Annotated in this window: 20 protein-coding genes and 1 pseudogene; 10 read left to right on the top strand and 11 right to left on the bottom strand. The window is 65.9% G+C overall.

The genetic code is table 11. The features are described from left to right. Positions 1 to 211: 211 nt before the first annotated feature. From E0H75_RS29005 to E0H75_RS28985, 4 genes are all read right to left on the bottom strand, one after another. Positions 212 to 601 (bottom strand): GAF domain-containing protein, encoded by a 390-nt coding sequence (locus tag E0H75_RS29005; RefSeq protein ID WP_238163335.1) that lies wholly within the window; start codon positions 599 to 601, stop codon positions 212 to 214. Between the two features lie 536 nt (positions 602 to 1137). Next, positions 1138 to 2052 (bottom strand): cytochrome c oxidase assembly protein, encoded by a 915-nt coding sequence (locus tag E0H75_RS28995; RefSeq protein ID WP_131516848.1) that lies wholly within the window; start codon positions 2050 to 2052, stop codon positions 1138 to 1140. Next, positions 2030 to 2470, bottom strand: a complete 441-nt coding sequence (locus E0H75_RS28990) for a DUF2243 domain-containing protein (RefSeq protein WP_202873221.1) — start codon at positions 2468 to 2470, stop codon at positions 2030 to 2032. Before E0H75_RS28990 ends, E0H75_RS28995 begins: the two co-directional genes overlap by 23 nt. A gap of 310 nt (positions 2471 to 2780) precedes the next feature. After that, positions 2781 to 3317, bottom strand: coding sequence for a hemerythrin domain-containing protein (locus E0H75_RS28985; RefSeq protein ID WP_238163334.1), 537 nt, complete (start codon positions 3315 to 3317; stop codon positions 2781 to 2783). Between the two features lie 548 nt (positions 3318 to 3865). Here E0H75_RS28985 and E0H75_RS28980 point away from each other — a divergent pair. From E0H75_RS28980 to E0H75_RS28960, 5 genes are all read left to right on the top strand, one after another. Next, positions 3866 to 4318, top strand: coding sequence for an SRPBCC family protein (locus E0H75_RS28980; protein ID WP_131516844.1), 453 nt, complete (start codon positions 3866 to 3868; stop codon positions 4316 to 4318). A gap of 412 nt (positions 4319 to 4730) precedes the next feature. Then, positions 4731 to 4946, top strand: a complete 216-nt coding sequence (locus E0H75_RS28975; RefSeq protein ID WP_131516843.1) for a DUF3072 domain-containing protein — start codon at positions 4731 to 4733, stop codon at positions 4944 to 4946. 330 nt (positions 4947 to 5276) lie between these two features. Further along, positions 5277 to 5579 (top strand): hypothetical protein, encoded by a 303-nt coding sequence (locus E0H75_RS43720; protein ID WP_202873220.1) that lies wholly within the window; start codon positions 5277 to 5279, stop codon positions 5577 to 5579. Between the two features lie 322 nt (positions 5580 to 5901). Next, on the top strand, positions 5902 to 6135 hold the full coding sequence (locus tag E0H75_RS28965; RefSeq protein WP_131516842.1) for a hypothetical protein: 234 nt from the start codon (positions 5902 to 5904) through the stop codon (positions 6133 to 6135). Positions 6136 to 6323: 188 nt separating this feature from the next. Then, positions 6324 to 6614 (top strand): ANTAR domain-containing protein, encoded by a 291-nt coding sequence (locus E0H75_RS28960; RefSeq protein WP_165554097.1) that lies wholly within the window; start codon positions 6324 to 6326, stop codon positions 6612 to 6614. Between the two features lie 98 nt (positions 6615 to 6712). Here the strand turns inward: E0H75_RS28960 and E0H75_RS28955 are convergent, their stop codons facing one another. The 6 genes from E0H75_RS28955 to E0H75_RS28930 all read right to left on the bottom strand — a co-directional run bounded on the left by E0H75_RS28955 (position 6713) and on the right by E0H75_RS28930 (position 11770). Continuing rightward, entirely contained in the window at positions 6713 to 7315 is a 603-nt protein-coding gene (locus E0H75_RS28955; protein ID WP_131516839.1) for a TetR/AcrR family transcriptional regulator, read from the bottom strand. An 81-nt stretch (positions 7316 to 7396) separates the two neighbouring features. After that, on the bottom strand, positions 7397 to 8263 hold the full coding sequence (locus tag E0H75_RS28950; protein WP_131516838.1) for an alpha/beta fold hydrolase: 867 nt from the start codon (positions 8261 to 8263) through the stop codon (positions 7397 to 7399). A 37-nt stretch (positions 8264 to 8300) separates the two neighbouring features. Further along, positions 8301 to 9296, bottom strand: coding sequence for an NADP-dependent oxidoreductase (locus E0H75_RS28945; RefSeq protein WP_131516837.1), 996 nt, complete (start codon positions 9294 to 9296; stop codon positions 8301 to 8303). Positions 9297 to 9745: 449 nt separating this feature from the next. Beyond that, the gene (locus tag E0H75_RS28940) at positions 9746 to 9931 is read right to left on the bottom strand and encodes an alpha/beta fold hydrolase (RefSeq protein WP_131516836.1); all 186 of its coding nucleotides are present in this window, start codon (positions 9929 to 9931) and stop codon (positions 9746 to 9748) included. Between the two features lie 72 nt (positions 9932 to 10003). After that, complete coding sequence (locus E0H75_RS28935) at positions 10004 to 10375, bottom strand: endonuclease/exonuclease/phosphatase family protein (protein ID WP_131516835.1); 372 nt, start codon at positions 10373 to 10375, stop codon at positions 10004 to 10006. A gap of 9 nt (positions 10376 to 10384) precedes the next feature. Then, on the bottom strand, positions 10385 to 11770 hold the full coding sequence (locus E0H75_RS28930) for an MFS transporter (RefSeq protein WP_131516834.1): 1386 nt from the start codon (positions 11768 to 11770) through the stop codon (positions 10385 to 10387). Positions 11771 to 11835: 65 nt separating this feature from the next. Between E0H75_RS28930 and E0H75_RS28925 the strand changes: the two genes are divergently transcribed. From E0H75_RS28925 to E0H75_RS28905, 5 genes and pseudogenes are all read left to right on the top strand, one after another. After that, positions 11836 to 12399, top strand: a complete 564-nt coding sequence (locus tag E0H75_RS28925) for a CGNR zinc finger domain-containing protein (protein WP_131516833.1) — start codon at positions 11836 to 11838, stop codon at positions 12397 to 12399. Positions 12400 to 13103: 704 nt separating this feature from the next. Further along, positions 13104 to 13625 (top strand): type 1 glutamine amidotransferase domain-containing protein, encoded by a 522-nt coding sequence (locus E0H75_RS28920; protein ID WP_131516832.1) that lies wholly within the window; start codon positions 13104 to 13106, stop codon positions 13623 to 13625. A gap of 548 nt (positions 13626 to 14173) precedes the next feature. Continuing rightward, positions 14174 to 14260 (top strand): annotated as a pseudogene (locus E0H75_RS45080) (acyl-CoA dehydrogenase family protein); the annotation flags it as partial. Positions 14261 to 14323: 63 nt separating this feature from the next. Next, positions 14324 to 15280, top strand: coding sequence for a calcium/sodium antiporter (locus E0H75_RS28910; RefSeq protein WP_202873219.1), 957 nt, complete (start codon positions 14324 to 14326; stop codon positions 15278 to 15280). A gap of 157 nt (positions 15281 to 15437) precedes the next feature. Beyond that, the gene (locus E0H75_RS28905; RefSeq protein ID WP_131516830.1) at positions 15438 to 17024 is read left to right on the top strand and encodes an alpha/beta hydrolase; all 1587 of its coding nucleotides are present in this window, start codon (positions 15438 to 15440) and stop codon (positions 17022 to 17024) included. Here the strand turns inward: E0H75_RS28905 and E0H75_RS28900 are convergent. Further along, positions 16960 to 19719, bottom strand: coding sequence for an AfsR/SARP family transcriptional regulator (locus E0H75_RS28900; RefSeq protein WP_165554095.1), 2760 nt, complete (start codon positions 19717 to 19719; stop codon positions 16960 to 16962). The genes E0H75_RS28905 and E0H75_RS28900 overlap by 65 nt on opposite strands. Positions 19720 to 19739: the final 20 nt, after the last annotated feature.

Raw genomic sequence — 19739 nt, 5'->3', positions numbered from 1 at the left:
CAAAACGCCAGCAGAACGACGTCGCGCCTCTGCTGGATCAGGACTTCCACCCGACATTGAGGCCGGACTGCCATGCGTCAGCCACGCGGCCGCGCCGTACGAGGTCCACAGGATCGTGTAGCCATTGACGCCGCTGCCGAGCTGCTCGCTGACGAAGTGCGGCATCACACGGTCTCGAACGGGTCATAAGTGATGTAGTAGACGGAGAGAGTTACCAGTCCGATGACCGGCAGAGCCTTCCAAGGTCGTGGGCCGCCGCGATTCGTGGAGGCCCTGGCGGCGAACCCCAGGCCATCGTTACTTCACGTCGCGCGGTCGCGACGGCGACTGACGCGTGCCGGGCCAGAATGTGTGCGATCGCTTCGTCGTCGCCAAACGCATCCGGCTGCGGGCTGTACAAGCCGAGTACGCCGACTGACTGCTTGCTGGCGTTGACTGTCAACGGGACGTCCAGCACGCTGCCCACCCCGAGGCCGGCCACTTTCGCCGCCCAAGCTGGCCAGCGGTCGTCGGTCGTAGTGTCGCGGATCAGGACTGTGGCGTGGGTTCCGAAGCACTCGACCAGCGGACCCGCCTCGGCGTCGATCTGCAGGTTGTACACGTCGGCTACGACCTCATCAGTGACCGCGGCGATCTCCGACGTGGATCCGCGAGCGTGCAGCAGGAGGCCGGATAGCTGCAGTTCAGCGCCTGAAGCGCGAATTTCGTCCAGTGGAGACCTGCGTCACCATCCTTCAGCCGAAGGTGGCGTGGCGATGAGATGAGCGCCAGCAAAATCTCGAGTCGTTGGGGTGCGGACTCATTGGCTGGGCAAGTCGGGCCCGGATCCACACGGCAGCGTCGGCGGCCTGCTCCTGAGGTGGACGCCCTTGGCTCAGCCGGCGATCGCGAACGCTTCGTCGGCCATCGGCATTGGGCTCGGATGCGACCACGTCCCTGGTGATGCCTGGCTAGTCAGCTGTTGGGCGAGCCGGTCGAGCTCCCGGAACGGGGCAGTGCGGATCAACATCGTTCCACCCCGAATCGTTGACAAGTCGGATGCCACCCGAGGTTTGACGACATGCGAATCGGCCGATCGGTACCCGCTGAGCTGATGGCGGCTTCTGCAGTGGGTGACCTATCGAGACCGCACAAACCTTAATGGTCGTCTCCGAGTGGACGACGCGGGTGGTAGGGCGCCGGCGACGTACGGCCCGGCCGGCGTTGCTCACGGTCCTTCGACCGGCTGCCAGCGCGTGGGCGTGCCTTCCCGACAGCGGGCACGGCGAGACGGCTGCGGTGGTGATACCAGGTGACGAACAAGGCGAGCGCGAGGAGGAGTTCTACGACGTCGCCGCCGTAGTACATCAACTTCGCGGCGGTCCGGACCGCCGCGGCGTCGTCACCGGTAAGTTCGGCGCCGCGACCGTCGGCCTGCGCATACATCAGCTTCGCCAGCACCGCGTGAGCGGCGCCCGCCAGAATCAGCGCCGTCGTTCGCACCCGCACGCTGGGCCGACGGGGCGCTGGATCAGGTCCGCAGATGGACCAGGTGAACAGATAGCCCGCGGCCAAGTAGTGCAAGTGCAGGCTGTGGTGGAGAAGTTGGTGGTTCTCGGCAGCTGAATACAGCGGCGTCAGGAGAATCAGATACAGCGTGCCGGTACTCAACAATCCCGCCACGGCGGGATGACTCAGCACGTGCAACGGCCGGGACCGCAGCAGCCGCGACATCGTCCGCCGTACCCGCGGAGGGGAGATCCGCAACAGTAGGGTCACCGGGGCACCCAGAACCAGCCCAAGCGGAGCGACCATGCCGAACAGCAGATGCTGAGTCATGTGCAAGCGCACGCCAGATGTCCCGTCGCCAAACATCAGCGACACCGCGACGGCCAGTGAGCAGCAGCCGACCAGCCACGCCGCTGTCCGGCGGTGGCTCCAGCGTCGCTTGTCATGTACGGCGGCCACGAGATATGCCACGGCGAGAAGGCCGACCAAGACGAGTGGGAACACACCCAGTCCTGGACTGCCGGACTCGCGGCCGACGTGGTCAGGGCTCACGAGAGTGTGCATGCGACCGTACTCGCCATACCAGCGTCAGACCGACCAGCACCAGCAGGCCGCCGGCGATGTTCCACAGCACGTCGTAGATCAGCAGGTTCACGCCGTACCGGACCTGATGCAGCCGCAGGATCTTGTGATCGACAAAACCGTCGAACAGTTGGAACAGCCCTGCCCCCGTCAAGAACCCGCCCCAGCCGGCCACTGTGCCCATGACACGCCTGCGGCGTAGATCGGCGTACCAGGCGAATCCACCAACCAGAGCAACGAGTTCGGCGGCGTGGAGGAGGCCGTCCGACAAGAGGCCAATTGTGAGTGTCGACCGATCGTAGAAGTGATGCCATCCCAGCACCTGGTGGAACACGATCTCATCGACCGCCGCCATCACGGCGATGCCGATCACCCCGGCCGCGAGCACCGACGACCGCACGTCAACCCTGCCGGAATCCGTCACGTTGAGGCCGCCACAGTCATCTCCTGGTGTCCGTATGGGCGTCTTGGCAGTTCGGCCAGGGCGAGCCGATCGGAAGGCACGAGGACTCCTCCCGCCCTCGAGATCACCGTTTCCACCAGGCCTGTCTCGATCGGCGCGGTAGCCAACGGCTTCCGGGCGCACAGTTGCGTTGCTGTCGGCAACGTCCTGCGCCGAACTGGTGACCAGGTACCCGCGTGCGGGCGAGCCGTACGACGGACTTGGTAGGCGGGCACGTTGCTCTCCCGGCCGCAGGATCTGCAGGGCGCTACGAGTTGCGGCCGGTGAGTTTGTCGCGGAGGCGATCGACCAGTCCCACCCCGGGACCGACGAGCTTGTGAAAGAGTTCGGCGTTCGGTGCGGCCGGGTGCGGTCTGGTGGGTGCGAGCCTCTTCGCCGTCTCGACCTTCTCCTTCAGTTCGATCAGCTTGGCGGCAGGTATGCTCGTCCGCAGTTGCGGGAATTGCTCGGTCTCCTCGTCCTGCACGTGGTCTACCAGGACCTCTTGCAAATTCCGGAGAGTGTCTTCGAAGGCCGTCGTCGCCGCGTCCGCGCCCTCCAGTTGCTTCATGAGAGTCTCAAGCTCCTTGTGTTCCTCGGTGTCGTGCTCGACGGCCTTCTCGCCGTCGGGAAGATGGTCGCGCATCGCGGGGTAGACGTACATTTCCTCGGCGACCGAGTGCCGCACCAGTTCTGCGATCAGCTGGTCGGTCAACTCCCTGCGTTCGTCCGTGGAGGCAGTTGCGCTGATCTGATTCGCAAGTTCCTGGACTTCTCTGTGGTCCGCGGTCAGGACGTCGATCACGTCGATGGAAGTCATCAGCTCCTCCTCGTTCCTAGTGGTGATTCCGCGCAGGTACCCATCGTTATGCCTCGAAAGCGTGGCACCGTGTCTGCGTCTCGTGTGTCTGGTTTCCTTAGCAGGCCAGGCGATACTGGTCGGCCCCGGCCAGCAAAGTCATCCGTCTTCTCGGCGGTCTGCGGGCGGCGATCACTCGCGACCCGGGCAAATTCCCGGCCGACAACGAGGAGGTCTCGCTGCCGAGCGGCGCATCTGACCACTAGTCCGCCCGCAGAAGGTCCGGGGGACGGTCGACGTCTTACTGCTCGAGCGGTGCCGCGGCAGCTTCCAGTGGAACGATGCAGGTGGCCGCTGTCGATTCCGTGCTGGCGGCAACTCGCGCCACAACTCCCGGTGACCTCTCGCAACGAAGGTCATCGCATGTCGGCCAATCGAGGGAAACAAGGACGCCGGAGTCTCAGCAGCACCGAACGAGTTTCCAGAGTCAGGTCTGGCTCCCTGGGTACTGGAGGCGTCGAACATGAGTCCAGGATTCCCCGGAGGTATAGCGAATGAGTACGTTCACGCAATCGATCGACGTCGACGTTCCAGTCACGGTGGCCTACAACCAGTGGACCCAGTTCGAGTCCTTCCCGCGATTCATGGAGGGCGTGCGGGAGATCCGGCAGCTCGATGACAAGCACATTCACTGGGTTGTGAAGGTCGGCGGAGCGACCCGTGAGTTCGACGCGACGGTCACGGAGCAGCATCCCGACGAGCGGGTTGCCTGGAGGTCAGATTCAGGCCCCGAGCACGCCGGTGTTGTCACGTTCCACAAGCTGAGTGACACGACCAGCCGAGTGACAGCGCAGATGGACATCGACCCTGACGGTTTCCTGGAGACGGTAGGTGACAAGCTCGGCGTGATCGAGGGGCGGGTCAAGAGCGATCTGGAGCGGTTCAAGACTTTCATCGAAGAGCGAGGTCAAGAGACCGGCGCCTGGCGCGGCGACGTACCGCGCTGAACCGTGACCTTTCATCCAGCCTGGCAGTCTGCTCTCAGTCGACATGGATGACGCAGAACTCGTTGCCCTCGGTGTCGCGGAGCACGATGAAGTCGTGCTCCGCCGGGTAGTTCGACGGCCTTGCTCCAGAACGCTGCGGCGCGGTGCGTGTCGAGCGCGTTGACGACGATTGTCGCCAACCGCAGATCGCCGACCTCGCCTGACCTCTCATTCGTCATCGCTTCCTCCAGAATCCGCTGCGGACGGCTGTGCTCGAAAGCGGCCCATCTCGCCCGGCTGCTGCGGGATCAGGAATACGCACCCGTCTGACATCGCTGGCCACATCGACCAAGACCTCCAGCGGACGCATGTGAGTAGCGGTAGTGGGTACTGGGCCCTGTATTCGATCGCATGTTCGCGTATGGAGGCGGCAATGACTGTGCAACCGATGCCGGAGAAGGATCCCGACAAGTGGACGACCGGCGACGAACCGATGACAGGTCCGCAGCAGTCGTACCTCGGCACGCTTGCTCAAGAAGCGGGAGTTGACGTCCCGGACACTTTGAGCAAGGCCGAGGCCTCGCGTCTGATCGATGAACTTCAGACGCGCACTGGCCGCGGCACACCTGAGTCACCCCACCAGCCCTAGACCTCTTCATGTCTTCTGTATCAGAGCTGCTGGGTTGCGTTCGGCTTGTGGTGGTGGACTTGAGCGCTTGGGGTGAGTTCGTCGTCCAGGCGTCGCACCGGTCTCCGGATCCGCGCGACTCACCCGTTCGGCCGGCTCTCCTGCTGGGCGAAGAACCACCTGTGCCACCACGGCCGGAAATTCCGATTGGCACCGCTCGAGTGCATTGATCGCAGGTACGCGGTCCGGTCCGCAGGTTCGCTCGGCGCAAGCCCGGCATGTTCCTGCTGATGGCGGCGGCGGGCGTTGTGGCGGGTCGCCTCACACGGGCACTGGCGGCAGGCGGCAAGGATGCGACGAACGCCACCGATACGTCTCGCGGCGCCATGGACGGAGGGAATACGCCGGGAGGACCCCTTCCGGCCCTCGGTCGAAGACGACTACCTGGTCCCGCCGCCGTCTCCAGACGCGTCCTCCGGCGGCAAGCTGCTCGGCGCACATCTGAGGGGCCCGCAGGCGGCGACGCCAATCCAGCCACTGGTGATCGCGATGACCCTCGGCATCGACGCCCAGACGCTGGCCAAGCGCGGCTACTGGATCGACCCTGCCCTCACCGAGGTCGTCAGCAACGCCCTCCTCATACTCACCGACTGAGCAAGTCCTCTGCGTTCTTGCAGTGAACGAACGGCCTCTCACTTCTCAGCGAGTGCGGGTCGGTCCAGGATCTCGTTGGACTCGCCGCGTGGCTTGGTCTGCGAGTCACGAGGTAACGCGAGGCCGGGTTCAGACAGGAGCCTCATAGACGCCGAGCCCGTACAGACTGTTACCACCGGAACGACGCCGGCACTGCGCGGCGACCGCCGCCGCGAGATCCTCGCCGCACACCACTGCCGCGCCACACCAGTCCACGACTGACGGCCATGATTGCGGAGGCGGTGGCCGGGTTACTGGATGGCCACCTATCTGGAGGCGACCCATGAGCTTCGACCGGCCCAACCCCGACGACAAGCACAAGACCGTCAGCGACACCGAACTCAACGAAGCCCTCGAGAACGATGAACTCGACAAGGGCGGCCTGGACTTCGACACCGTCGAACACGACGAAGGCCAGCAGGCGCCCGGTCCCGTGCGCAACGACGTACGACGTCCGCCTGAAGACGAGGATGTCACCGACGGAAATGAGGGCCGCCCGGTCGAACCTCCCGACTGAGCCAAACTGCGAGACGAGCCCGTCCGGCCCCGATCGGCGCCTACCTGGATCAGCCGGCACCGTTTGCTTGGCGGGATGCGGGATTGGGGTGGGGTACTGGACTGTCGATGGCCGCGAGATTAGACGGCCGACGGTTGGGAAGCAGCCGGTGTCCAGCCGCCAGCTGTCCTGCAGAGGATGTCCCTGCGATGGATGAGGTGTATACCCCGATAGTCGTCGAGCAGGCCCGCGACGTACTCATGGTCTGGTTCGACGTCTCCGCATCCGAAGCGGCCCACCTGCTGACGGCCTGGGCTCATCAGACCCACGCATCAGTCGCGGAGCTCGCGACGGCCCTCGTGTTCGATATTCTCCGTGGCACGCCTAGTGGTTGCCAGGGGCATGTTCTTCGCCACGTCGAGGACAACCTTCGGCAATTGCCGCACAGACTCACGTCGGCCGACGACGGCTCTCTCGGTAGCAATCACGTAGCGATCTGACGGCCCTACGGCGGAGAACCCTTCCGGAACTCGGAGTACCGACCTCAATGCAGGGGCGGGCCAGTCTGCCGGGGTCGCATCCCCGCGGCCCCTCGGAATTACCTCGGCAGCAGAATCCGGACCTGGTCTCTGATCTCCTGCACGATGTCGTCGACCGGGTTGGCGATGTTGATTGTCGCCGCCATGCTGACAAACATGATCGCGGAGACGATGTGCGCGAGCGTCGCGGCGTCGCCGGAGTTGATCCGCTCGTTTCGCTGTAGCACGTCGGCGATCGCCTTTTCAGTCTGGACGGTCAGGACGAGCGCGTCGCGGTGGCGGGGCTCCTCGGGGTCGCCGAAGACGATCTCGCGCAGGTAGGTGCGCCCATTGTCGATCTGTTTGCGGTTGCACTCCACGACGGGGCGGACGATCGCGATCACCGCGTCGAGTATGTCGGGGATGCTCTCGGCTGCCGACGCGCCTTGTGCGAGCGCTTCGGCGTAGGTGGAGTTCTGTACGAGCAGGAGGAGCTCGCCCTTGGTCTTGGCGTAGAGAAACAGTGTGCCCGCGCCGATGTCGGCCTTGTCGGCGATCTCCTGGGTGGTGACCTCGTCGACGCCGCGCTCGGCGAAGAGCTCTCGGGCGGCGGCGGTGATGCGGTCGAGCTTCTGCTGCTTGTTCCGCTCGCGCCGTCCGACTGGTTGGGATGCGAGTGGCATGGCTGCTGTCCTTGTCTGCTGTCCGGGCTCCTGCTGTGGGCTCGAATGTGCCGCCGTTCATTCTTCCACGGCCACGAGTGGTCATCGGGCGAGGAACTCGACCGCCACGGGGGCGAACTTCTCGTGGAACTGGAAGATGCCGCCATGACCGGAGTCGGGGTAGATGATCAGCTGGCTGTCCTTGATGCGCCGGTGCAGATCCTCGGAGAGGATCGAGGGCACCATGCGGTCGTTGTCGCCGTTGGCGATCAGGGTGGGCTGGGTGATCTTCGACAGGTCAGCGGGGGCGGAGCGTCCCCAGTTCTTGATCGCCTTGAGCTGCGTCTGGAACCCCTTGATCTTCATCGGTGCGTCGCGGTCGGCGGTGCGCTCTTTGAGCCGGTTGACGAACGCGCGCGCGGCGGGCTTGCCGGTAGCGCTGCGGTTGAAGAACAGGAACTCCTTCGGGTCCGACCGGGTCAGGGTGGCGCGCAGGATGTCGTAGTAGGTGGTGCCGGCGACCTTGTCGATGTCCTTGCCACCCGCAGGTCCGGTGCCAGTGAGGACGAGCTTGCGGACCAGCTCGGGATGCTTCACCACGAGGGCCTGGGCGATCATGCCGCCGAGAGAGAAGGAGAAGATGTCGACCTTGTCGAGGCCGAGCGCCTTGATGAAGATGTAGGCGTCGTCGGCCATCGCCTCGACACTGTCCGGAACCTGGCCGGTGGACGCCCCGACCCCGCGGTTGTCGAAGGCGACGACGTGACGGCCTTGCGCGATCGGGTCGATGATCCGGGGGTCCCAGTTGTCGAGGGTTGCGGCGAGGTGGACGAAGAAGACGACAGGGATACCGCCCTTCGGTCCCAGCTCGCGGTACGCGTAGGTGACGCCGTCGGCGTCGACGGTGCGGGCGGGTGCATCTTTGTAGGCGGTGATGACGTCGTCCTGTGCGTGGCTGTTGGTGTTCATGGTGTTCTCCTGTTTCGTGGGTGGTGCCTGTGGGTTGTCAGGTCCTGCTGATGACGGCCTTGCCGCGGATGCCGCCGTTTGCCAGCGACTGCACTGCCTGCACGGTCTGGTCGAAGTCGAAGACCCGTCCGACGATCGGCCGCAGCGCGCCGCCGTCGATGAGCGCAGTGATCTGGCGAAGCTGGTCACCGCTGGCGCGCATGAAGAGGAACTCGTAGGTCACGCCGAGGCGCCGGGCCAGGCGGCGGATGCGACTGCTCAGGGCGGTCATCACCAGCCGGAGCAGCGGGTTCGCACCGAGCTCGCGAGCGAACGCCGCGTCAGGCGGGCCAGCAATCCCGATCGCCGTGCCGCCGGGGCGCAGCACGCGCAGCGACTTCTCAAGGTTCTTCCCGCCGAGGCTGTCCAGGACCAGGTCGTACCCGTCGAGGAGCTGTCCGAAGTCCTGGCTGCGGTAGTCGACGACGAGGTCCGCCCCGAGTTCGCGCACGAAGTCGACGTTGCCGGCGCTGACCGTGGTGGCGACCGTGGCGCCAAGGTGCTTGGCGAGCTGGATCGCGATTGTCCCGACTCCGCCCGCGCCGGCGTGGATGAGAACCCGTTGCCCCGGCTGCAGGTTGCCCCGCTCGACGAGCGCCTGCCATGCCGTCAAGGCCACCAGCGGCAACGAGGCCGCCTCCTCGAAGCTGACCGATGCCGGCTTGAGCGCCAGGTCGGCCTCGGCGACCGCGATGCGCTCCGCGAACGTTCCGATACGGTCCTTGTCGGGCCGGCCAAACACCTCGTCGCCGAGCCGGAATCCCTGCACCTTCGCGCCGAGGCCGATCACCGTTCCGGCGACGTCGTTGCCGAGGATCTGCGGCAACTTGTACGGAAGGATCTGCTTGAACTCACCCGCCCGGATCTTCTCGTCGAGCATGTTGAGCCCGGCAGCCTGGACCTGGATGAGCACGTCGCGCTCTCCGACCACGGGCTCAGGGACGTCCGCCTCCTGCAGCGGCCCCTTGTAGCGACTGACGACGAACCCTCGCATGGCCACTTTCCTTCTCGTTCCGTTGATGTGTCCTGAATCCCTGAATCTGAGCTCACTCAATAATGAGACTACTCAGTTAACATGTCAAGGGAGCCGCTCGGAGTTGCGGTGGGCGGTCGCTGTACGGGAAACGCGACTGCGGGCGTCGACTCCAGGACGCAGCGGGGCCGCAGTGGAACATGCCCCCTGGCGGCGCCGGATCGCTAGTGGATCAGACTGGAGGTGTAGCGATCTGTCGGCCGACCTCAGCGGACCACTGGGCTGGAGCTGGCCAAGGCGGTGGAGCAGTTGCGGTGCGCAGGGCCTGCAGGGCGGAGCGCGCTTCGAGTTGAAGTGCGACGGTTCATTCACTGAACTAGTCAAGCTGTCGCCTAGGTCGCAGCAGAATTGGCAAGGGCGCTGCAGGACGTTCAGATTCCGTGAGTATCAAGACTGTCGCCACGGGACGTTCACGCTCCGATGCCGGCGAGCCACTGGCCGACTGCCTGCGCGCAGAGGTCGGGCGCCTCGACGGGAAGCAGGTGGCCAACGTCGTCGATGGGTCGGGGTGTCCAGTTCGGCCGCCTGGCGTGCTGCAGGAGCGACGTGGGGTCGACCAGCGGATCGTCGCTGCCCCACAGCACAAGTACGGGCACTCGCACGGAATCTAACGCCTCATTGGTCCGCCGCTGTGTGATGAACATGGCTTCGATGGCGCGCCGAAGGGTTCAGTCAACTAGCGGGGTTGGGGCCGTGTGCCGCCGGGATGGGGTGTGGTCGCGCAACGGCAAGGACTTCACTGCGAAGTTCCCTCCCCTCCAGGCCATGCTCGCCACGCAGGCCGGAACCGAGTGCATGATGGCCGGCGAAATCGAGCAGTCCACGCCGTCGGGAGTACGGCGGCCTTGGTGCAGCACGTGGTACTCGTCTCCGAAGAGCTCGAGGGTCTGATTGGACTCGTCGGTGACCACGGTCTCCTGCAGGGCAACGAGATCAGGCTGCAGGGTCCGGAATCCTCCCCGCAGTACTTCGCGCCGTGCTGTCCAGTCCCCATGCCGGCACCAGATGTTCACGGTCGCCACGCGCACTGTGTCGGTCATGCAGCCTCCTCACCGGCGCGGTATCCGACCCCCGCAACCTGAATCGCCTGACGCGGCAGTCGCTTTCTCTCCACCGGTCCTGGTGATGCCGACGACGGCGAGGAGGATGACGAGTGCCGTGCCGACGACCGTCAGCCAGCCGGAGCGGTAGTCGAGGCGGCGGTCTTGCGCTGTCACGGTGGCTATCGCAACGGTGGCTGCCACCATCGTCGCGGTCCCGATCTGTGCTGCGGTGTTCAGCAGACCCGCCGCGCTGCCCTGCTGATCGGGAGGGACCGCGGTGCCGAGACCGTAGGCCGCTACCGCGCCGGCGCCGTTCCCCAGACCGGCGAGCACGAGGCCTGTGGCCAGGCTGCCTGTCGACGACCAGATTGTCGCGACGGCAGCACCGGCGAGGATCAGCAACAGCCCACCCACTAAGAGCTGGCGCGGACGTCTGCGAGACATCAACCGTCCTGCCGTACCCGCCCCGATGGCGACGGCTCCGCTGAAGGGCAGGATCATCAGACCGGCTTCTGCCGGGCTGAAACCGCCGGTGTCTTGTAGATAGATCGTCGCGATGACTACCAGCGAGCTGGTAGTTGCGGTGACGCCGAACGATCCGAGCAGTCCGGCAACCAGTCCAGGGCGCCACAGGTCGGCCGGGACCAGTGGCTGTGTCGTACGGCGCTCGCGACGTATCAGCAGGACTGTGGTCACGATTGTGGTCAGTCCGAGGGCCGTTGGGATCGGCCAGGTCTTTGCTGATGTGTTGGCGGCAGCCACGATCGCGGCCACTGCTGTCACCTGGAGGACGACGGAGCGTAGGTCGATCCGTGGCGAAGTGCGCGTCGGCGGCTCGTCTCGTTGCACCAGACCCAAGAGCGCCGCGACCAGGATTGCGGTCAGCACAAGGTTGCCCCAGAAGATGGCTCGCCAGCTCATCGCTGATGTCGTCAGTCCACCGATCAGAAGGCCGGCCGCGCCGGCCAGCCCGCCGGTGGCGTTCCAGATTCCCAGTGCTCGGTCGCGGTCTGCTCCGGAGCCGGCAGTCCTGGCGAGGAGTACGAGAGCGTTCGGTACCGAGATGGCTGCGGCGACGCCCTGGAGCGCTCGTCCGGTGACCAGAAAGGTCATGGCTGGTGCGGCTGCGGCGACGACCGAGCCGGCTGCGAAGAGCACCAGGCCGGCGATCAGTCCCCGGCGGTGCCCGTACTGGTCGCCGAGTCTTGCAGCCAGGAGCAGCAGGCTGCTGAAGCCGACCGCGTACACCGGCACCAGGAGCCCTGCCTGCGCGGGTGATCCGCCGAGGTCGGCGATCATGCGCGGCAGGGCCGAGACGACGACGGTCACGCCCATGACGTCGACGAATTGCACGGCGCACAGGGCGATGAGCCGACGGCGTGGAGTGTCCATACCTTGACGCTAGATTAACGGTTTTGTATGTTCAAACCGTTAGCGGGTTGCTCTAGGGTGGAGCTGTGGACAGCACACCGACCTGGGAGTGGCTGGAGGGATACCCGGCGCTCGACTTCGCCAACACGGTGATCCGGCGCGGCTGGACCGAGCATGAGCTGGTGACGACGGTGGCCGATCTCGAGTCCTGGCTCGATGCGGCGGCGCTGCCTGCGCCTCGGCCGGATGCGGTGACCGACGAGGATCTGCAGTCGTTCCTCCTGCTCCGGGATCCGGCTCTGCGGCTGCTGCGGTCCGCTGCAGGCCACGATGAATGGCGGAGCGCGGATGTGGGGGTGGTGAACGATGCTTTGCTGAGCTGTCCCGAGGTCGCGGTGCTGGGCGAGGAACCCGGCGTTGTCGAATCCCAGATGATCGGCTCACCACGACCGTTCGCCGTACTGCTGGCACGGCTCGCTGTTGAGGTACGCGAGATCCTGGCGGTTCCGCGGACCGATCTCGCCCTCTGCGACGCCCCCGGTTGTGGACAGTTGTTCTTCCAGCGGCGTACCAACCAGGCCTGGTGCGGGCCGCCCTGCGGCAACCGTGCCCGCGTGGCCCGGCACCACGGCGCCGGCAGACAGCATTGACCACCGACTCGTCGGCCGGACACGCTGAAATCCGGACGATTGACGGCGATTGCGCGAGATCGAGTGCGGCTGCGCGGCGACACCGTCGGCGCTTCGGCGACGAGACGTAGTGCCGTACTCGCGCCAGTCTTCCGGTTCGCTGCCGTCGGATGCCAGGGAGTGTCCTTCGACCAACTCCATCCCGAGATGGAAGGCCTTGGTACGCGGTCCGAAGTCGTGGATGCTGACGACATGTGGACTGTTGCCCACTCCCTAGTGCACGAGTACCCCGCGCTGCGGGCGGGGAATCCCGCTACGAAGCAGTCGCTCACCAGGTAATCGACGAAACGGATCCTGCGGGCTCCGATGCTCACAGTCACCTTCACCATCGAGCAGGACGACCCGCTTGTCGCGCATCACCCGACCGTGACCGGATTGGACTCCGCTGTGCTAGGCCATCGCGCTCGAATTGCCTGCTCCGATTCATCCGGCGGGCGGGCCGATTCGGTCTGAGTTCGGTGCGGCCGGGTACCGGGGCGGCCATGACCACCGGGTCGTGCCGCAACGGAAGGAAATCACGGATGTCGACGTTTCGGGCACTGGTACTGAGTTGTTCGCTGAAGAAGTCGCCGGCGGCCTCGAGTTCGGAGCCGTTGCGGGATCAGGAGTACCCGGCCCAGGGCTCGTAACTGGCCGACGGAGTAACTGAATCGGAGGAGGACATTATGGGCAGGATCGCATTTCTGGTAGCCGCCGAGGGAATCGAGCGGGTCGAGTTGACCGAGCCGTGGAAGGCTGTGAAAGACGCCGGACACGTGCCGGTCCTGGTGAGCCCGAGCAGCGGTGAGGTGCAGACGTTCGATCACCTCACGGCGGCTGAGAAGTTGCCCGTCGACGAGGTTGTCGGTGACGTCGCGGTCGACGACTTCGTCGCACTCGTCCTACCAGGTGGCGTGGCCAATCCGGACGCGTTGCGTCGCGACGAGAAAGCCGTTGCCTTCGTCAAGGATTTCGCCGGCTCCGGCAAACCGGTGGCAGCGATCTGCCACGCCCCGTGGACCCTGATCGAGGCCGACGTGGTGCGCGGACGCACGGTGACGTCCTGGCCCAGCCTGCAGACCGATCTGCGCAACGCCGGCGCGACCTGGGTCGACCAGGAAGTCGTGACCGACGACAACCTGATCACCAGCCGGAACCCGGACGACCTGGCCGCGTTCGCCGACGCAGTGCTCAAGGCGCTCGGTTGAAAGCGAGTACCGAAGTATCGCCGTCCAGCAGCGAGCGGTGCTGACGGGTCGCGTTTTGCTGGAGACGATCGTGATCACAGTTGGTGGCGTAGACACGTACTACGACTATGACGAGTGCCGATGGAAGTACCGCCGGCTGGGTGGCGGTCCTATGTATCCCGAGCCGATCGCCACCTTCGGCCTGGTCATCGCCGTGTCCTTGTCGGCTGGGGCGTCCGCCTCATTGAGTGTGTGTGTCAGCCGCCAACGCTTGAATCGTTCCCCCAGATCGACATCGCCGTGCTTCCAAGGGATGGGTTGAATCGTGGGCTGTGGGGGCCTCGCTCACCGGCTCTCGCCGACGAGACAATCAGCAGGTTTCACCAACAAGAGCTTGTCCGTGGCCGGCGACCTGTTCGGGGTCGAAGACTCGCCTCATTGAGTGTTTGGCCTGCTCCGTCGCTGCTCCGTCGGACGCTGGCAAACCTCGATCAGCGATGACAGCCGATGAGCATGAAAGTGCAGGTCAGGGAGCAGATCGGCGGAGAGCGCCGATCTGGCCGGCAAGCGACGCCAAGATCACCCAGATCTACGAAGGCACCAACCAGGTCCAGCGCATCGTCATGGCCCGCCAGCTTTTGAAGGGCCTCGGCTGACCCCTCGACAATCACGCAGCGGCAATGGTTGGCCGGGTGGTGGGGGCGTGAGACGGTGGGGCGGTGTCGAGCGCCTTGCTGATCGTCGGCGGTCTCGTCGGCCTGTTGGGGGGCGCCGAGCTGCTGGTTCGAGGCGGGACCGGGCTGGCGCTGCGGTTCGGGATCGCGCCGATCGTCGTCGGGGTGACGGTGGTGTCGCTCGGCACCAGCATGCCGGAGTTGGCGATCGGCATCGACGCCGCGCGGCAGGGCAGCGCCGGTCTGGCGGCCGGCAACATCGTGGGCACGAACCTGGTCAACCTGCTGCTGATCCTCGGCCTGAGTGCCCTGATCGCACCCATCGTGCTCGACACGCGGACGGTGCGGTTCGACCTTCCGTGCATGGCCGCGGTGTCGGTGGTGCTGCTGGTCGTGGCGCTCGACGGCACCCTCGGCACACTGGATGGTGTCGTGCTGTTGCTGCTCGGGATCGGCTACACCGTGGGGGTTCTGCGCACGAGTCGCCAGGAGTCCTCGTCCGTCCAGGCGGAGTACCAGGCCGATACTGGTGGGACGAGGACACGTCCCTGGGTGGCTGTGGTGAGCCTGGTGGTGGGAATCGCGGTCATCGTGATCGGCGCGACGCTGCTGGTGGACGGTGCGGTCGACGCCGCGCAGGCGTTCGGAGTCAGCGATGCCGTGATCGGACTGACGATCATCGCGATCGGTACGTCGGCTCCCGAGCTGGTGACCACGATCGTCTCGACGATCCGGGGGAACCGTGACATTGCCCTGGGCAACCTCCTCGGATCGAGCGTCTACAACATCGCGATCATTCTCGGGGTCACCATCCTCGCGGCCCCCGGCGTCGTCGAGGTGCCCGACGAGGTGCTGCAGAGCGATCTCCTGCTGATGGTCGGCGCCGCGGTCGCCTGCGTACCGGTGCTCGTCTCAGGCCGCCGCATCACCCGAACCGAGGGCGGCATCTTCGTCGCCGCGTACGTCGCCTACCTCGCCTGGCTGCTCATCTCCCGCGCCTGAGGCCGGGTCGTCGGCCGCGGCGGTCGTCCGACAGCGTTTTGAAGACGGTCCCTTGCCATAGTCACTGCAGAGTCGTGAGCCAACGGTCACGCCGGCCGGGTCCACGCAAGCGCGGCGGGCGTTCCTGCCCGCCGGCGAAGGGACTGGAGGGGTCTCGATGAGAAGACTGAGGGCGTTGGGCCTGCTCGCGACCGGGGTGGTTGTCGCCGCAGGACTCACACCGGTTGCCACGGCACCGCCGGCCGTAGCCGCGGCGTCGATCGACTGGACGACCTGCGACAACCCGGGACTGCGAGACACCGGAGCCGAGTGCGCTCTGGTGCCCGTGCCGCTCGACTACGCGAAACCGGGCGGCGCGAAGATCAAGATCGCCGTGTCCCGGATCAAGCACACTGTTCCGGACGCACAGGCCCAGGGCGTCATGCTGGTCAACCCGGGCGGGCCGGGAGGATCCGGGCTGGCCTTGTCCACCCTGGGACAAGCGGTGCCGAACGGAGCGGGCGGCTACTACGACTGGATCGGGTTCGATCCGCGGGGCGTCGGCTCGTCGCAACCAGCGCTGTCGTGCGACCCGAACTACTTCGGCTTCAACCGGCCGACCTATCTGCCGGTGCTGAAGTCCACGGTACAGACCTGGCTCGGCCGGGCGAAGGGCTACGCGGAGGCCTGCAAGGCGAACGGTCCCATCCTGTCGCACCTGACCACGATCGACAGCGCCAGGGACATCGACAGCATCCGGACAGCCCTCGGCGTGGATCGGATCAACTACTACGGCTTCTCGTACGGCACCTACCTCGGTCAGGTCTACAGCACGCTGTTCCCGGCGCGGGTACGGCGAATGGTGCTCGACAGCAACGTCGACCCGCGCAACGTCTTCTACCAGGCCAACCTGAACCAGGACGTGGCTTTCGACCGGAACATCAAGATCTGGTTCGGCTGGCTGGCGACGTACGACAGCGTGTATCACCTCGGCAGCACGCAGAAGGCGGTCGAGCGGCTGTTCTACGAGACCGAGGCCAAGCTGACGTTCCACCCGGCCGACGGCAAGATCGGCGGCGACGAGTGGGTCGACATCTTCCTCCTCGCCGGGTACTTCCAGTCGACCTGGACCGATCTGGGTGACACGTTCGCTCGCTATGTGCACGCCGGCGACGTGTCGAACCTGGTCGACCACTACCTGAGTGCGGGCGGCCTCGGCAACGACAACTTCTACGCCGTGTACAGCGCCGTACAGTGCACCGACGTGCAGTGGCCGCAGAAGTGGTCGACCTGGGAGCGCGACAACTGGAGGACCTTCGCCAAGGCGCCGTACGAGACCTGGGCGAACGCCTGGTACAACGCGCCGTGCCTGTTCTGGCCGGCCCCTGCGCACAAGCCACTCGAGATCGACGGCAGCCAGGTGGACAGCGTCCTGCTCATCGATCAGACCCTCGATGCACCGACTCCCTTCGAAGGCAGCCTCGAGGTACGTCGGAGGTACCCGCACTCAAGTCTGATCGCGCTGCCGGGTGGCACCTCCCACGCCAGTTCGCTGTCCGGCAACGCCTGCCTCGACGACCAGGTGGCCGCCTATCTCACGGACGGCACGCTGCCGCGGCGCAAGCCCGGCGGTGGCGCAGACACGACGTGTGCACCCCTGCCACAACCCGTCCCTGGCGCCGCGGTCGCGCGGACGTCGGTCACGTCGACACAGCCTGTGGTTCACCGAGGCTCCGGATTTGTGTCAACAGGTCCTCACGGCTGACCTCTCTCGAACGCACGAGATCCATCGTGTCGATGTTCTCGAGTGCCTCCTGCCAGTGTGCTCGAGCCTCATCGCCTCGGCCGGCCGTTCGCAGCGCCCGGCCGAGGTTGTTGAGGATCGCGGTTTCACACCACTTGTCCCGTTGCGCCCGGGCCTGCACGATCGCACGTCGGTAGCAACGCAATGCAGCGTCGATCTCCCCGAGGCCGGTGAGCGCCTGGGCGAGCGTGTCCGTGACGTACGGCCGGAGATGAGGTGTGTTACTCGTCTCCGGCGCGCTCAAGGCCTGCTGACAAGCCACCGCGGCCTGGTCGAAATCGTCCACCGCCAGGTAGCTGAGCGCCAGCTCGTTGAGGGCGAGCACCAATTCGTCGGTGTCGCCGGCCCGGTCGCAGATCTCGACGGCGGATTGCTGTACGGCGATGGCCCGATCGATGTGCCCCGACCGGCGCAATGCGGCGCCAAGCCTGCCGAGCGCTCGCGCGTGACCGATGTCGTTGCCGAGCGAACTGAACAGGCGCGCGGCCTGCCTGAAGTAGCCGCGAGCCCGCTCGTGCTTGTCGGCAAGGCTGTAAGCCAACCCGAGTTCATTGCACGCCACGGCCTGTGCGGCGATGTCGCGGCGGCGCTGTGCGGCCTGGAGCGCAACCTGTTGCACTCGGGTCAGATCGTCGTGGGCAGCTCGTACTGCGAGGTAGTTCGACAGCTGGTCAGCCAGTTGCCACACGGACGGGTCGTACCCCGAAACAGTGGCCACCTCGACGGCGCCCAGCAACGCGGTCCGCTCGACATCGAACCAGGCGAGTGCGTCCTCGATGTCCGCGAACTCCCGGGGAATCACTGTCGCGGGCAGTTCGTCGAGCGTTCCGAGCGGGGTGCATTGGCCCATCACCATCCGGGCCTTGGCGGCGCTGTGGACATACCAGGCGAACAACCGATGCAGCGCAGCATCGCTACCTGGCTGGTCCTCGCCCGAGAGCTCGTGCGCATACAAGCGCAGCAGGTCGTGGAGTTGGTACCGTCGCGGCTGCCGCTGTTCCAGTAGGTGAATCTCCACTAGTCGATCGAGGACGGGCAGAACCTGGCCGGCCGTCGATCCGACGATGGCCGCCGCACAGTCCACGCTGAAATCAGGCCCTGGATGGAGACCGAGTACCGCGAATGCCTTGGCCTGCTCCGGTGTGAGTGAGTCCAGCGAGCGGCGGAACACCGCACGCACGCCGCGGTCGAGACCGCCGTCGCCGGTGCTGCTCAGTACGTCGATGCGACGCGATGCCGCTCTGAGCTGCGCCACCAGGCGGCGATCGCAGTAGCCCATGCGCTGCTGCAGTTGCTCGGCAGCGACAGCCAAGGCAAGGGGGAGTCGCCCGCACAGGTCGGCCAGGTCGGACAGCATCCGCAGGTTCCATCGCGACCGGCTCAGCTTCGACGCCGTAGTGAGGTACGTGATCGACTCATCGGCGCTGAACTCCTCCAGCCCAAGGCGATCCGCGCCGTCTCTGGCGACCAGTCCGCGCAGTTGGTTGCGACTGGTGACCACGACCATGCTCGCGGATCCCGGCAGCAACGGACGAACCTGATCCGCGCTGCGAACGTTGTCGAGCAGGAGAAGGACGCGGCGGTCGGCCAGCGAGGATCGCAACAGGGCACTGCGGGCATCCACGTCATCGGGGATGTTCATCGGTGCGACGCCCAGCTCCCGCAGCAGCATCTCGAGGGCGGTACTCGGCTCGAGTTCGGGTCCGGGCCCGGTGGCGCGAAGGTCCACGAAGAACTGACCATCTGGAAACCGCTCGGCCACGCTGTGCGCCCAGTGGATCGCGGTGGTCGTCTTTCCGACACCTGGTGCACCGTCAAGGACGACGACTGGAGACTCGTCGGCTCCCTGAGGGAGCAGTCCGTCGAGTGCTGCCAGCACCTCAGTCCTGCCGACGAAGTCCGCGGTGTCACGGGTCAGTCGGATCCGTGAAGCCGTCGTCCCGTCAGCAGACAAACCCACCCGCGCCTGCTGGAGCGCAGTTCCCGGATCGACGCCGAGCTCAGCCGCGATCCGCTCGTGAACCTCCTCGTAGCAGGCGATGGCGGCCGCAGTCTGACCGGTTGACTGCAGAGCGGCGATCAGTCGGGCCCAGAGCGGCTCGTGCAGAGGGAACTGCTGGGTCACCGCGCGCAGGTCGGCCACGACGTCTGACGACGTACCTGCGGCCAGCTTGAGATCAGCGCGCGTTGCCACGGCACCCAGGTAGCACTCGGTGAGACGCGGTGCCCGGGTCTCCGTGAGCCAGGGTGAGTCGACGCCCGTGAAGGGGGTGCCTCGCCAGAGCGCCAACGCGTCGTCGAGCGTCTTCACGGTCTCCGGCGCGGGCGGGGGGTCCGACAACAGCCGGAGGAAGAGCCAGGCGTCGACTTGGTCCGGCTCAACGCACAGTCGATAGCCACGGGGCGCAGTCACGATGAGGTGATGTCCCAGCGTCCGACGCAGCCTGGCGATGTAGGTCTGCAAGCTCGCCCGGACATCGAGGGGTGGCCTTGCGCCCCAGACCGCAGTGGCCAGCGTGTCGACCGAGACGACCTCGCCCGCCGCATCTGCCAAGGTGGCGACGATGGCGCGCAGCCGGCCTTGGGGCAGTGTGATCGTCCGGCCGTCTTTCAGAACTTCGAACGGGCCGAGGACACGGATCTCCAGAGTCGTCACGTCGCCCTTCCGGTTGCCGG

It is taken from the genome of Kribbella capetownensis (assembly GCF_004331485.1).
GTDB lineage: Bacteria > Actinomycetota > Actinomycetes > Propionibacteriales > Kribbellaceae > Kribbella > Kribbella capetownensis.
Note: the sequence above shows the minus strand (reverse complement) of the source record. Positions and strands in the feature narration are given on the sequence as shown.